This window comes from Nocardia sp. Tas62D01 (genome assembly GCF_055232035.1).
In genome coordinates this window covers 4,235,756-4,252,114 of the sequence record NZ_JBUYUZ010000001.1, presented here as the reverse complement: position 1 = coordinate 4,252,114, position 16,359 = coordinate 4,235,756, and the positions used below count along the sequence as shown (strand labels likewise).

1 protein-coding gene (running past both ends of the window) is annotated in these 16,359 nt (G+C 63.8%); it reads left to right on the top strand.

The whole window is internal to a C2 family cysteine protease gene (locus ACV7NQ_RS20455) on the top strand: the coding sequence, 72,762 nt in all, runs 26,641 nt past the left edge and 29,762 nt past the right edge, and what appears here is coding positions 26,642-43,000, spanning codon 8,881 (partial) through codon 14,334 (partial); the first complete codon in view begins at position 3. Both codon boundaries (start and stop) fall beyond the window edges.

Genomic DNA, 16,359 nt, shown 5'->3' with positions numbered 1-16,359 from the left:
CGCAGGGCAAACTCGGGGACTGTTATCTGATAGCGCCGTTGAAGAACATGGCCGAGCGTAAACCACAGGCAATCGTGGATATGATTCGCGAATATCCGGACGATACTGTCGCGGTGCGATTCTTCGAGGGGCAAGTTCCGATCTGGGTGCGGATCACCAAGGATTTGTTTGCCGATGCGAACGGGAAGGTGATCTATGCGGCCAACGATAAAGACCATCCGTTGTGGCCGGCGCTCATCGAAAAAGCGTATGCGGCATGGAAAGGCGGAGACTACGATAATATCCACGGAGGCAACCCGACGATAGCGATGGCGGAGTTGCTGCCGCCCTACGAGATAGGTGGCTTCGGCTCCATACATCAGCCGGTACGCAGTCTCGGGGTGATGACGTTCCTGCATCCGATGCGGTTCGGTGCCGATGCGCTGCAGGAGTTGATCTCCGAGCAGATGGGGAAGGATGCGAAACCGGAGTCGGTGTTCGCGTTCGCGAAACGGCTCGCCAGGTTGGAGCCGCTATGGCAGCAGGAGTGGTACCTCGGGCAGACCGACCCGCTGTCTGCGGATTTCCAGAGTTTCCTGGAGAATCATCTGAGCAATGATGAGCGAAACCAGTGGTCGGCCGAAATCGCTGCCATGCTCGGCTATTTAGTTCAAGCCTATGATATCGATAAGCCATTCACCAGTGCCATCGCCGGTAAGCATGTCGCCGATTTGATCCGGTTCACCCTCGATCGCGGCGATACAATTACTTTAGCCACTCATGATTTCGGCGGCGCAGCGGAGAACGACATCAAATACCAGGGGCTGGTGGGGCTCCACGGATATTCAGTGCTGGATGCGAAGTTCGATGACAACGGTCGTATCACGCTGCAGCTGGAGAATCCGCGGAGTCGCAACCCGGACGTACCTGACATCATGGACGGCGTCGCATACGGTGAAGGCACCAGGCTCAATGTCGATATCAAGCATCTGAATAAATTCAGGGTCATTCACATCCGCGGCACCGGTGCGCACTTCGCCTTCGGAGATCCCGATCCGATGCAGCCGGACGTCTGGAACCTCGTACAGACAGCGCCACCGGCCACACCCCCCGCGGTGTCCACCGCCGAATCGAGCCGAACCACCACCACCCACGATGGCCCCCCCGCACAACACCGCATCGGCCTCGACGAGCAAAACCCCCGCGGCATCGGCGCACCCGGCAGCAACGCTGATGTATCGGTCGACCACCCCCAAAATGCCAACACCGGTGACGCCTCGGACAGGCCCCCCGCATACACGGACCACCCCACCGACGCCCCTCTCACACTCCCCGTCCCACCCCCGTACGTCGGCGACAACCAGACCATGGACGATTTGGCGGCGGATCTGTTACGTCGGCGTGGCCTCAGGCTCAATGACGGCTTCACCCGCGACGGTAACTACATCATCCCGGCGTGTGACGATCACGGCGACTACATCATGGAGGGTGGCCGTTTCGATGAGTTGAGCCGTCAATATGACGAGATCCAGCGCCTGCTGGGCGTGATCGGGGGAGTGGAGAGGGGGTTGGATCGTCGCGAGGGCGTGGGCAGTCCGAGTAATTCGTCCGAGGCGTTTATTGCGGCCATGCGTCGGAGCCTGGGCCGGCAGACCGAGATCCTGCGGGCGTGGAGCGATCAGAATTACTTACGGAGAATCTACGTCGGTCCGTCGGAACCGCCACCCTACGGTCCCACTAGTCGGCCGGAACCACCACCTTTGCTCTGGCGCGTCGGGCCGACCCCGCGGGACTTAGCCACCTGGTGGCAGCAGTACGGCCGCGCATGGTGGGACAGGCTGCACTTCACGGATCAGCCGACGGCAGTACAGTTGCGTCTGGTCACCTATTTCCCGCGTCTGCGCAACGGTGAAGGCATCGATGCACCGGTGCGAGACCAGTTGAATCGCACGTATCTAGAGCTCAGCATCGACCGGTTCAACCGCAGCCCCCGCCTGGCGAGGTTCAGCGGCGGGTACCAAGAACGGGCCAGGCTGCACGCTGTCCAGGCGGCCGTGATCAACGCGGACCTCGAGACCGCGCTCATCGCCAGGCAATCCGGTCACACCGAGCCCCCGGTGTATTTGCTGTCCTTGGTTGTCGGCAGTGACATCAGCGACGCCCAAACCGATCCGGTCACGAGACGCGCACCCGGCCGCGCAATCATCGGATTCGGGCCCGTGGACACCGCCACCACAGTGCAATGGCATGTACCGGATACAACGGGCCCAACACCATTCGACGCGCTGACCGGTCTGGTGATCCAGGCCGGTCACCAGCATGTCCAGGCCGCCGTTACCCATCCGAACCACGCGACAGTGGTGTCGGCAGGCGACGCCCTCCACAAACACGCCACCCCCGAGGAATTACAGACAGCCGCACAGCCACGAACCTTCTTCTCCAGACTGCGACCGTCCCCGCAGCCCGACCGGTTGAGCGCGGCGATCTCGGCGTTCGTCGACGCGCGCCGCAACGCCGGGCTGCTACGAGTCGACCTGTTCGCACCGATATCGCTGGGCGGAACCCGCACCATCCGCCCCCACAGCACGACAGCACACGACGGATCCCACACCCGCCCGGGCAGGCCCGGTAATGCAAACCACCCGGCCGAGCAGGATCCTCCGGACACCCAGACCACCGAGTCCCGCGGCGGGCATAGCTCCCACGTCCACGTCGGTGTGGACGAGGCCACCGGCGCGATATCCGATGGCACGGCATCGTCCAACGGCACCGGCGCCCCTGCCCACTCCACCGGCACCCGCGGCGACACAATCTACGACGGTGTGGTTGGGCGTGTGGATCCGGACGGGACGGCGGTGTCGCGGGTGGATACTTTCGACAACTTCGACCGAACCGTCAACCCTGCGCATCGCCCTCCTACCGAGTCCGCGCCCGCGCACGAGCTCGAGCTCGAGCTCGAGCTCGAACGCGAGCGTGTGGGACGGGTTGTGGGACCGGGTTCCGCGGAGGTGCTGGGTGACCAGTCGTGGCGCCATTCGACCGCGGAATCGGCGCCGTGGTTCGATCCGGTGCCGGGTGTCGCGCCGCTGCGGCTACCGGACTGGGAACGCGCACGCGCGTCCGCGCCGGTGCGGGTGGTGGACGTGGAGGTGGCCGATCCGGATGTGTGGGCACTGGAGCCGGGATTACGGCCCGGTCGCCCCGCGGCGCCGGGCACGGGGCGATTGGGCGGGCCGCGGCAGCTGGTGCGCTACGAGGTACGGCGGATCCGGGTGGGCGATCGGTTCGTGCGGGAATTCACCGTGCGCGTGCAGTGGGATGCACAGCAGGTGCTGCCAGGGACCGAGGAGCGGGTTGCCGCCGAAGCGCAGGCGGGGCTGGACGAGCTGGTCAACGATCACGGGTTCCGGTTGCCGAACGGCGACCAGATCTACGTGCGGCTGGACGTGGCGAAACAGGACGAGCCTGCCGATCCGACGCGGGTACGCCCGACCCGGGTCCTGCTGTTGCCCGACGATTCGTCCTCGGGCACCGATCAGGTCCGGTGGAAATCGTCGGACACTCCACGCGACCGAGGACATGAGTCACTGCATTTCCTGGGCTTGACCGATGGATACCTGGATCGGAGGCGGGTGTTCCTGGCCACCGGCACCCGCAGCCGGGTGGTGCCCGGCGGGCCGATGGCGGGACTGTCGGCGTCCGGGGTGCGCCTGGTGCCCCGGGGGGCGTGGCTGATCGAGCACACCCTCACCAGCCAGCACGGGTTGGTGGAGGCGTGGAACCCACACCCGGCGCCGCGAGTGGCGCCGGATATCACCGTCGACGAGGCAGCCCGATCGGGCGACTGGTTCGTCCCGGTCAACCAGGACCTGCTCGTGCCCGACGACCGGGGCCGGGTCGTTGAGACCGAACCCGGCATCATCGTCTACCACACCACCAACACGGCGCCGCCCGAGGTGTTCGCGAAGGGCATTGGGCCCGAGAGACCGGACGCACGCTGGTCAATTGAGTTCCACGTCAAGACGACCGGAATGACGCAGTTCGTAGCCACATCGTTGAACCCGGACTACTTTTACAGGCTCAGCCGTTACCGCTACACGATCCGGGCGCCGAGCTCCGGCATCGACGTGGCCCAGACCTTCGCCCTGCAGGGACACTACTACTCGTTCTCCTGGGAAAAGGAGGTCGCCTTCACCGAACCCATCTCTCCCGAGGACATCGTCGAGGTTTTCGACAAACAGACCGGAGAGACCATTCCGAACCCCGGTTACCGGCCGCGGGACTCCACGCTGGCCCAGATCACCGAGAAGACGGCGATCGCCAACCCGAACCCCCGATCCGACGGCAGCACACCCCACCTCGGGGTCGCTTCGCATACCGCTACCACAGCCAGTGCCTTCTCCGCTGACCACCTCGTCAACAACTGCGCGCAGGTGGCCATGCGACGAGTCGTCGAGTTGACCGGCAGTACTGTGGTTCGGCCACCCGAGGCCCCTGTCGGTCCGGCCGGTATGAGCGCCGCCGAATTCGAGACTGCCGCCGGCGCCGGACTTCAGTACTTCAACGACTACGGCGCCGTCGCCTTGCACCTGCTCGGCAAAGACTTCGGTCCCGGCTCCGTCGCATTCGTCGTGGACACCTACGGCGGCTCCACCGATGGTTACGGCGTCGGCGCACACACCTATGTCTTCCGGAACGTAAACGGCCTCATCGAGGTCGACCCGATCACCGGCCCAGTGCCATCCCTGGCCGCGCAGACCTCCCCGGACCGCATCGCTACCTACGCCATCCTCTACACCTCGGCCGGGGTCCCTCGTACCGTCGAAACCACCACCGTGCACCCCTTCCCGGACGTCCGGATCGGCTTACTCGACCCCGCCGAGCAGCGCGACGAGTTCGGCATCGACGAATTCCGCTCGAAGTTCAACGGGACCGAATATCCTGCCAGGACAGTAATACGTTTACATTCCCCGGGCCACGAAATGTCCGCTACATTCACCGAGCAGGGCGTCGATACAGTGACGTCGCGCGGCGGTCCTCGCGATCGGCCGGAAGAGACGGTCCGGCGAACTGTCGACGAATTCTGGAGTGATCTCGCATCCTTGGACACAGCAATGGGATCAGCTCGCGTGGAAGTGCACCAGCCGGCTCTACTCGGTTCCGCCGCCGACCGGGTCATGGAAATGTCCGACTTTAGACAAGAGCTGTCCCGCAACGACCTCAACAGCGGAACAATCATACATTTCCGTGACGGCACCTCAGCCAAGACGGCCGTCATGCGCGCCGACGGCGATCTCGACATTCGCGACCCTCGATCCGATTCGGTCACACAACCAGAGGTCGTGAGCAGATCGGAATTCGGAGATTTCATCCGGGAGCGCGGGGCGACGTCTGTCAAGATTACTCTTCCGGTACCGAAATCATGGAGAGCGGTCCCCGAGATATATTTTGGGGCCGATCCCCAGACTGACTTGTACCACACGTTGGCCCATGTCCTCGGTGTCCATCACGATAGGTGGCTGCAGCGGGAGGTCGCTGTCTACGTCCAAAGAGAATCGGATTACTTCAGGCACCTCATCACAGACAATCACCGCGACCGCATGCAAGACCGGCGGGAACGCTCGGATCCCAACTATGGGTCGTTGATGCTGGCATATCAGGATGAAATTCTAAGACAGCATATACGGATGTTGAATGGCGACTACGAGAACTTGGGGCACCGGGTCATGGGCCTGCCGGACACTGATTTTGACTTGGTGGCGGCGTCCGAGGCCAAGCGTGCTAATTTCATCACCTTGAATCCAGGTTCGGGAAGAATCGAGATTTTGAACGACCGAGAGAAACCGATCTTCTTCCTGCGCAAATCAGGCAAGAACGAGCGGGGCGGCTACGACTATGAGTTCGGGGTCAACGCCGACGGCACCGTATTCTCGGTCATGCCACCTCGGTGGCGCCCCGAACCGGACTGGCTCGCCGGTGTAATCGAGGCGCGACACGACAGCGACGCCCTGATGGATCACTTGGTCCGCGCGACCCTGACCGCCTTCACAGCGGGCCACCCGTACTACCCCGGGCCCGACGCCACTGCCACCGACACCATCGGCGCCAGTGACTTCCGCACCGGCACCGCCACGGACGTTCTGACGGCGAATCCGAATGCCAAAGTGGAAAGAATGGAAACCCCCCTTTTCGGGAGCCTGCTCAGGAACAACGAGTTCCTGAGCGGAACGAAAATTTTCTCGACTAGCCGGACTACCCCGATAGAAGCTTCGGTCATGCTGGACGGCAATATTCGCGTGCAGGGCGTGAGCGCGGACGGAGAAATCCGGTTCCGCATAATCGTCGCCCACGGCGAATTCTTGCGCATGATTGATGCCGGATCGGTGTCCGTCATACGACCTGTGCCTGAAGATTGGGTCCGGGCTCCCGGCGATAACGATCCAATCAGCATTTTCGCGCATATATTGAATTCCTCGACACCGCAACAGCTCCGCGATGCGACAGCGGATGCGCTCGAAAGAAACGTCGAACAATACTCATCGCGGTTCGACAGCGACAGCGACCGGATGAAAAATGCGCTGTGGCGTGCGAGCAGACGGTTGGAGGTGTTGGAGGTGGTTGAAAGGTATCCTGACGAATATTCCGACGAGACACTCCGTCGAGCGCACGAGCAGCATAACGAAGCGCTGGAGACGATTAAGGCGATTCGAGTAGTGGATTTTCGAGCCTATATCGAAGCACTGCGCGCCGGCGCGAGCCCGGAGGGTCGGTATCTGGACACCCAGCATAGTTACCTGCTGGTCGCCTTAGCTGACGTACACCGGATCAAGCTCAACATCGTCGATTCGAACGAACGGACCACTATACCCACGATCACCGAGTCGGATACCGATCACTGGTTGCCCCTGTTCTTGAAATTCGAGGACGGTCATTACGAAATAGGCACCACCGCCCGGGGTAGCTTGTTCAGTCCCAGGGTTCCATTCACATTCCTGCGTCACTACGCCAGTGATCGGGGCGAGTCTGTTTCGAAAGCCGATATTCCATCGAAGTTCACCGAACTCCTGATAGGCCGGCAGAAACCTTTGCTTTCAGGACTCGCCATCAACCGATCATATATGGCAGATAATAGGCTGGTGAAGGTCGACACAGAGCTCCGCGACAGGCTTTCCGCGGAACAATCCACCAGGTTCGACGCGGCCCTAGCTTCGGACGAACGCCGCGACCGGCTAATTCGGGCCCCGATGCACGATCTTACGCCGGTTCATTACATGGACGAATTGGAGCGTGAAACGCATCGACTGTTCATCGGCAAGAAGAACGGCAAATTGTATAGAGCATTCGACGGGCGACTATTCGATACGCGAATGGTTCGATACCTGAACGGCAGGACGATATTCGTTATGGATGAGTTCGGAAACCTGTATGCCACCGCAGGTATTCATCACTCCTCATTCTTCGGGGGTGGAACGGTTACTGCCGCTGGAGAAATTGTGGTAGAGGACGGGCTGCTCCTAGAGTGGACGGACCGGTCCGACGAGTACGGGCCGGTCTCGGCAAGCAATGACATGGCACTCGGACTGCTGCGAACTCGCGGCATTGCGTTTAGTCGATACTTCATGAGGAACGACAAGATATACAATAGATATCCAGCAGGGCAATCTGCCAATGAGAAAGCCGCATTCGAGCGCGTTAAGAAGATACTTGCCGCACAGAACACCGACACCCGGCCACAAACCCGGTACTACCGCATCGACAGAGAAGATGATACAACCGCATTGACCAACCTGGTCCAGAAAGGTCTGCCACCCGGATCCTACGCACACTTTGTCGGCGCCGGCCGCACCAGCACCGTCACTTTCAGAAAAACTATCAGCAACCGGAAATATTTGATTCATGAAACGGACAGCGAAGGGCACGAAGAGGAACATTCACTGACGCTGTCGGAAATTATCGAACTGCTCACCGAGCGGGAGATAACAAGCATTGCGGTGACGACTCCCAAGCAACCGGGATCTGCCGAACAACCAGGACCTGCCCAACAACCAGGACCTGCCGGACAACCGGGATCTGCGGAGCAGCGAGGGGGACTTGCGGGGTTGGGTAGAAGATTTGGCGGATTACGTCGGCTCGGTGCGGGTGGCGGGTCACAGCCATCGGCCGAACGCGCGCTCCGCGCCCACATCAATAACGTGTACCCACCCCAGGGCGGCGTGTGGGAATCACAACCAGCAGACGGGAACTGCCTCTTCCACGCCCTCGCCCGCGTACTCGGCATCGACACCAACGACACCACCGCACACGAAGACCTCCGCGCCACAGCAGTCCAAGCCGCATACCAAAACCTCACCAAAAACCCCAACGCACCCCCACAACCACCCACCGACTTCCTGCCCACAGAACCCGACCACACCCGCCGGGCACAGTACGAGATATTCCGCCAAGCCACACTCGACGAACTACCAGACCTCCTCATCAACTCGACATACGCCCTCGCCGCAGCCGAATACCTACTACCAGCGATAACCCAAACCCTCGGACTGAACCTCGACATCTACTACGACGACGGCTACACCCGATCCCTACACCACAGCGACCCCGACACCCAAACCCCCACATACACCTTCTTCCGCGAAGACACCGACGACGGAGGCCACCTCCACGTCGCGGTACACCACAACGGAACCCCCGTCACACACCACCAAAACACCCACACCACACCAGAACCCACCACCACCCTGCACCCACTCCGCGCAGGCGCCGGGACGACCCCGGTCACCGACACCACGTTCGGCGATCCGATGGAAGGCGTTGAGTTTACGACCCCTGCGAGTGGCAGCAGTTCTACACAGTCCACGGCCGGGCCCGGACAGTCGGAGTTCCCAGGAAAGATGGCGGATTACCCTGCGGGTCCCGGGTATCTCGTGGCCCCGCGGTTCAAGTTCGTCAAGGACGAGTTGCGGTGGTTGTTCGAGGACGGGCCGGTGCCTAAGGACACGGGTAAGGATCTGCGCGCCGCGCACACGATGTTCTCCTCGGCGGTACCGCGCGATCTGGCGCTGCAGCAGGTGAACACGATCGGGCACACACGGAACACCGTGCTGATCGATAACAACGGTCAAGCGCTGGTGATCGGGCCGACCGACAGCGTGTGGCTGGACCGCACGGTCGATCCCAGCGGCTCGGCGGTGACCTATTCGATGTGGCTCGATTCGGACCCGGCCCGGGTAACGCATCAGATAAGTAGCAAGCTGCTGAGCCATTTCGCCTGGTCCACCCATCCGAGTGGATTGATGCTCGGCACACCCAAGCGTTCCCCGGCACAAGAGCAGAACAACCAGTCCCCCAGTCAGCTGCTGTTCACCTCCGTGCAGGGGCCCGGGGTGAATCTGGAATCCGGCGCCCAGGTGCCGACCCGGCCGGCCGAGGGCGGCGGACTGCAGTTCGATATTCAGGGCACGGTTGTGGCGCTCCCGCCACACGCTGTGACCGCGCTGGGTATGGACACGCAGCCGCTTATGACGATGCATACCGGCCCGGTGTTCGCACAGGTGAATGGGCAGCCGACACCGCAACCGGCCGATGCCCGGCAGGGCACTCATTCGAGATTTGCCGCGATGGCGTACAACTTGCGTGAGATCGCCGACCGGGACCCGCAGGCGCTGGTGGAAATGTTCCATGAGTACCCCAACGGGACCGTCGGGGTGCGATTCTTCGTCGACGCCAAGCCGAAATGGATACGGATCGACCGGAGTCTCCTGCACGATCCCCGGGTCGGACGGCCGGCATATATCGCACACACCGACGGTGAGCCGATATGGGCGGCGCTGGCACATAAGGCATATTCGCTGCTGCAGTTCCAGATCGACGGCACTGCGACGGTGTCGGTCCGGCCGTTCGGCGCACCGGTCGATCCGAATTCGCTGCCGATACGGGGTATGCCGCGATCCAAGGTCAATGCCCCGGCAGACCGGTTGAGCATTGTGGACCGCAGCGGTGGACTGCTAACCCTGCGGCCCGATGACCAGCTCCACGAAACCAACGACCCCGCCGTCCCGGATTTCATCTCGGTGCGCGTCGGTAACGACCCGGTAGTGCACTGGGTGCACCGCAACCTGCTGGCCGAACTGGCCGACATATCCAACCTGGCCGGTGACGGCAGACGGCACTGGACGGTGCCCAACATCGCGGGCTTGCGGTGGATGAGGCAAGACACCCGGATGCTTCTTCTGCCCGGCGGATCGGTGCCGGTGGCGGTCGGGCCGAAGGGCGTCCTGCTGGTGGACGGGGACACGCCGGTTACCAAGGAGGCGCTGCGGGAGCTGGGGTTGACCATAAAGACCCCGACCGTTCGCGTCTTCCGTACCGGCGACGACGGAAATCCGATGCCGGTATCGCAGGATGCGGCGCAGGGCTCGGCCGGAGATTGCTTTCTGATAGCGCCGCTCAAGAGTTTGGCCGACGGTAAACGCCAGGTGATCCCGGATATGATTCGCGAATATCCGGACGGCACTGTGGCGGTGCGGTTCATCAAGGATCTGGAAGTTCCGGTCTGGGTGCGGATCACCAAGGAATTGTTTGCCGATGCGACCGGAAAGATGATCTATGCGGCCCATGACAAAGACCATGCGTTGTGGCCGGCGCTCATCGAGAAAGCCTATGCGGTGTGGAAGTGGGGTGACTTCGAAAAGGTTCGGAGCGACAGCCCGGCGACAGTACTGGAGGAGTTGCTGCCACCGTATGAGATAGGCGGTTTCGGCTCTGTACATCACCCGGGTCGCATTCTCGAAATGCAGACATTCCTGCATCCGATCCGGTTCGATGTCGATACGCTGCACGAGCTGATATCCGAGCAGATGGAGAACGCCGAACCGGCGTTCGCGTTCGCGAAACGGCTCGCCGAGTTGGAGTCGCAATGGCTGCGGGAGTGGCACCTTGCGCAGACCGACCTATTATCCGCAGATTTCCGGACTTTCCTGGAGAAGCACCTGAACAATGACGAACAGAACCGGTGGTCGGCCGAGATCGCTGCGATCGTGGATTATCTGCCTCGAGCACATGACACAGATAAACTATTCACCAGCGACGTTGCCGGAAGAAATTTCTCCGGTTTCGTACGATACTTACTCGATCGCGGCGATGTCGTCACTATCGGCACTCATGATTTAGGCGACGCTGCAGCGAACATGACCAAATACCCCGGCCTGCTCGGACGCCATATTTATTCCGTGCTCGGCGTGCAGCCCGACGACAACGGCCGCATCATGTTGCAGCTGGAGAATACGTGGAGCCACAACCCGAACGTCCCTCATGTCATAGACGGCGTCGCCTACGGCGAAGGCGCGAAGCTCGATGTCGATATCAAGCATCTGAATAAATTCTTGAGCCTGCATATCGGCGGCACCGGTACGCTTTTCGCCTTGGGAAACCCGGACCCGACGGAGTCACGCGACTGGAACGCCATGCAGACGGCACCGCCGAGCACACACTCCGCGAACCCCGACGCGCCGACAACCGCAATAGACGACGACGGAGACCCGGTCGCAACGCTTCCCGAGGATCAGCGCTTGAGTCCCGAGGATTACCCCGCCGGCTGGGAATTCACCGACTGGGAATTCACCGAACACGAGCACGAACAGATGTTCGACGACACTGAGCAGCCCAGCGAGACGGCGGCGCCCGACCCGCTCACCACACTGCGTATCCCGGTTGCCCTGCCCGACGATGTGCACGGGGCCGTGCGCGCGTACGAGGACGCGCCACGGATCGACACCGTGCTGCGAAACGCCTCGGACGCGGAACTCCCCGCCTGGATTGATCGGCTGCAGCGCAACGCCGGCCTCGCGGATCTGTTGTCCGGCCCCCACGACGGCCGGCCGAACCTGGCCGCGCTGACCGATCGGCGAAACCAGCTGCGCGCCAAGCCCGACCGCACCCGCGACGAGGAGCGGGAGCTGGGGACGCTGGACGAGGTGTGGACCGGTGTGGCATACGAGGAACCGACCCCGGATCCGTGGGAGCACCTCCGGGACGACGATTCGATTACTTTCCTCGACAGCGAAACCGACCATCCCGCCCCGGACTCGGAAGAGCAGACGGCCGCGGACCGATGGGAGCGGATCCACCAGGACGCCGATTTGTATCGCGAACTGCGCGAATACTTCCGCGACCACCTCGGCCGGGAATTCGAGCCGTCCGCCGTCCGGGAATACATCGCACAGCTCGATCACGGGACTCGACGCCGGTTGCGGCTGACCACGCCGATCCGCGCCGCGCGCAGCCTCGCCGGAATCGACGACATGATCGCCGCGGACGGCAAGCCATTGGCCGGCAGAGATCCAAAGTGGCTGATCGGCGCGACTCAGACCGAACGCGGCTACCAGCTCACCTCGGTAGGCGCCGACCTGGCCGAGGCGCCGGGAGCCGACCGCGCCCCGCCGTACCGCCTGGAATTGGCGGTGGAGCCCGGCGCGCGGGGCCTGTACGTCGGTCCCGACGACCGCCGTCCGACGCGGCAGAAACTGCTGATGGCGCGGGATACGCGCTACCGCATCACCGGCGTCGGGGTGGACCCCGACGACGCGGGAATCACCGTCGTGCACGCTACGGTGGAGCCCCCGCCGATGCCGCCACGCTGGGTGCGGGTGGGCCCAACCCGCGATCCGATGGTCGCCGTCGCCCGCATCCTGAACACCAGCGCCGAGCACGTCCACGTTTCGATCGTGGACCACCTGTACGAGGAGCGGGACCTCGAGCGCGAGCGCCGCGGAGAGGCCGACGACCTGCACCGCCGGGGAGAGATCGACGACGCCGGATGGCGGCGGGAACTCGAGCGGCGCCGGACATTCGACGGCTGGCTGACGCACGCAGCCCGGATCACGCAGGATCACACCGCCCGACCGGCCTCAGCCGATCCCGACCTCGCGCTGCGCCTGGCCGCCGCGGCCTTCGAGCAGAACCTCGTCAGCGTGCATCCGGACGGGCGAGTGGTCGAGATCATCACCAAACCCGGTGCAGCGACGACGTTCCTGCAACGCACACGCAGGGGCCGCTACAAGATCGGCGCCACCCGGGTGGGCGGGCTGTTCGAGCTGCCGGGAGGGCCACGCCTGTGGGATCGGCTCGCTTCCGCGAGCGGCGCAATCCCCAGGGACCAGATCCCCGAGCCGCTGAACCGGGTGCTGATCGGATCACAGATCCCGCTGCTCGACGCCGCGAGGATGGGGAAGGATTTTCTCGGCGAAACCCGGCCGATCGCCGTTGCATCCCGTGTCGTCGTCGGGCTCATTCCGGGCGCCGGGCTTCCGGAGCTCGGAGACCGGCCCGGGCCCCCCCATCACTACATGGACGCCGAGGAACTCGAATCGCATCGGTTATTCCCCTGGGGACGGGACGGCAGGCTGTACCGCGCCTCGGACGGCCGGCCGTTCGACACGACGCAGATCAGCGACCTGCGCGACGGCGGCTTCGATCGAGTGCTGTTCGTGATGGACGAGTTCAGAAACCTGTATGCCGCCCCCGAGGAGCACGGTCGGATACAGCACTCGTCGTTCCTGGCCGGGCGGACCGTCACCGCAGCCGGTGAGATCGAGGCGATCGACGGCAGCCTCACCTTGTGGAGCGACGGCAGCGGACACTACCTGCCGCGCCCGGAGATCAACGACTACGCGCTGGATCTGCTACGGCGGCAGGGGCTTGTGCCCGACCCCGATTTCGTCCGGTGGGATTACGACGAACGGCCACGCGATCGGGTCGGTGAGCTGGACCGCCAGCGGGCGGAGATCGCGCACCGGCAGATCGTGCTCGACGCCACGAAACAGGCGCTGCTGCGCGGCGAGCGGACCTACGACGCAGACGACGCGGTAGCACACGAAACCCTGAACACCCTGCGCGAGAGCGTGACCCACGTGCAGGCCCGGATCGATCAGTGGCGCGAGGGCCTGACCGCAGGTGAGATCCAGCACGACCTGGGGAACCAGATCTTTGCGCACCCCGCCCCCTCTGCCGTCCCGTGGATCGAAGACGATCGAAGACGACGCCACCGCCCCACCTACGAGCCCGACGCGCGGATCACACCGCCGCACCCGCCGCGCGGGCTCGACGACGCCGGATCCATCGAGCCCCGGTCGCAGTGGTGGCAGAAGTACGGCCGCCAATGGTGGGACGCTCTGCATTTCCAGGACCTGTCACCGGAGTTCCAGCTGCGCCTGCTCACAGACTTCCCGGGCCTGCGCAACGGCGAGGGGATCCCCGCCCGGGTCCGAGACGAGCTGAACCGCCGATATCTCGAGCTCGAGATCGCCCGGCTGAACACACCCGACGGCACCGGAAACCTGCCGCAGGCCAACCGTCGTCCCTTGCAGAACCTGAAAACCACGCTCGCCGACCTGCATTCCGCGGAACTCGAGGTCGCGATCGCGGCCCGGCGATCCGGTGCCGGAGCCCTCCCGGTGTGGCTGTTGTCGTTCGAGCAGGATGCGCAGGGGCGGCGCGGCGGCGCGGGAATCGGGTTCGGCCCGGTGGATACCGCGGCGTCGGTGCATTGGCACGCGCCCGCGAACGCCTCGGTCGGATCGATGAGCCACGCCGTCACCCGGGCGGCACAGCTACACGCGCAGGCGGCTCGCACGCAACCCGATCACGCCACGGTGGTATGGGCACACCACGACACCACCCGGAACTGGTTCACACCGTCGCAGCTGCTTCCCAGCATGTTCACCGGCCCGCGCCCCGGCCGGTTGAGCAGCACGGTCTCCGCGTTCGTCGAGGCACGACGTTCCGGCGCGGAAACCGCTCTGCCGCACCAGGTTCACCTGTTCGTCCCGCCGTCGACGGCGAAATCGGTACGGCCGCATGTCGATCCCGCGACGGTGACCGTGCACGAGGACGGCTCCCACCTGCAGAAATCCTCGACGCGGCCGCAGACGGCCGATTCCCGGACCGCTCGTGATGCGCCCGCCCGCAGCACCTTCGCACCGCCGAATCTCCAACCACGGCACGGCATACCGACTCTCGCCATCACCCACCCGGACGGAACCTTCGCGATATCCGATGGCACGGCATCGTCCAACGGCACCGGCGCCCCTGCCCACCCCACCGGCACCCGCGGCGACACAATCTTCGACCTCCCCGCCGGCACCCGTATCGGCGGACTGCAGGACACCGGCGGCACCGAGCACGAATCGGCCTCGGCCGACACCAGCCGGCACGGACCGGTCGGGGCTGGGGACTCAGGACCGGCGCCGCAAGTGTCACCGGAGGTCACGGTCGACGAGGCAGCCCGGTCGCGGGCCGGATTCGCGCCCATGGCCGACCTGCCATATGCAAAGGCCCTGAACACAGTGCTGGGCGGGCACGGCCCGGTCGACTTCGCCCGGGTGCTGGCCATCTTGCGCCACACCAACACCCAAGGGGACGGGCACCTGCTCGAAGAGACGTTCGCGGGTGAGCACGGCCGGACTCTGCAGGACGCGGTCCGCCAAGCGGTCGAACAGCAGCGGCTGCCCCAGGCGCAGGCACAGCGGATAGCACAGCTGATGGGCTGGCAGCCGAAGCAGACGTTGCCCGCCGACGCACCCGCACCGCCCCGCACGGCAGTACGAGCAGGCCAGGCGCCGGAGGAACTGCCGGGAGTGCGTGACTACCTGCAGGCGATACGAACCGCAACCAACCCCAAAGCCGTACTGGCACTGATGGAGCAGCTGAACCGCAACTCGCGCAAGCTGTGGGCGATACAAGACGGATACCGGCAGCAGACCGGGGGACGCGACCTGGCCGAGGACCTGCGCACCAGGCTACCGGAGGAAAAGGACTATATCGGCCACGTATTCGCCGAGCCGCCAGCGGAATCCACGGCCTGGAAGCCGGGCACCGAGCCGGTACCGGTGGAGTGGGACACGGCGCAGAAGTGGTTCTCGCACATCCAGACCATGCCCTTCGAGCACTGGACCGGCGACCATCCGATGCCCCACGCCTTCCTCGACACCGGGTGCGTCCAGCTGGCGCACCACGTGGCGCTGGAACTGATCCGGCTGGGCACTTTTCCGCGCAAGATTCTCGTCAACGGTGAGGACCTGCGGATGATGCAGACCTTGCCGGACGGCTCGGTCAAGAAACTGGACTGGCGCCACCATGTCGCCAACCTCGTGTACACCCGCAACCAGGACGGTCACGCCGACTGGATGGTATGGGATCCGTCGGTCGCACGCGGACCGGTGACCGTACGGGAGTGGCTGGCATCGATACACATCGACACCGACAAAGCAGAACGCCTCGAGGGGCCGGTCGAGCACATCATCGACACTTTCGACAAACGCCGCACCGAGGACAAGGCCAACGACCGCACACAGGACCGGTGGACAAGTGCCGGTTATCTGCGCA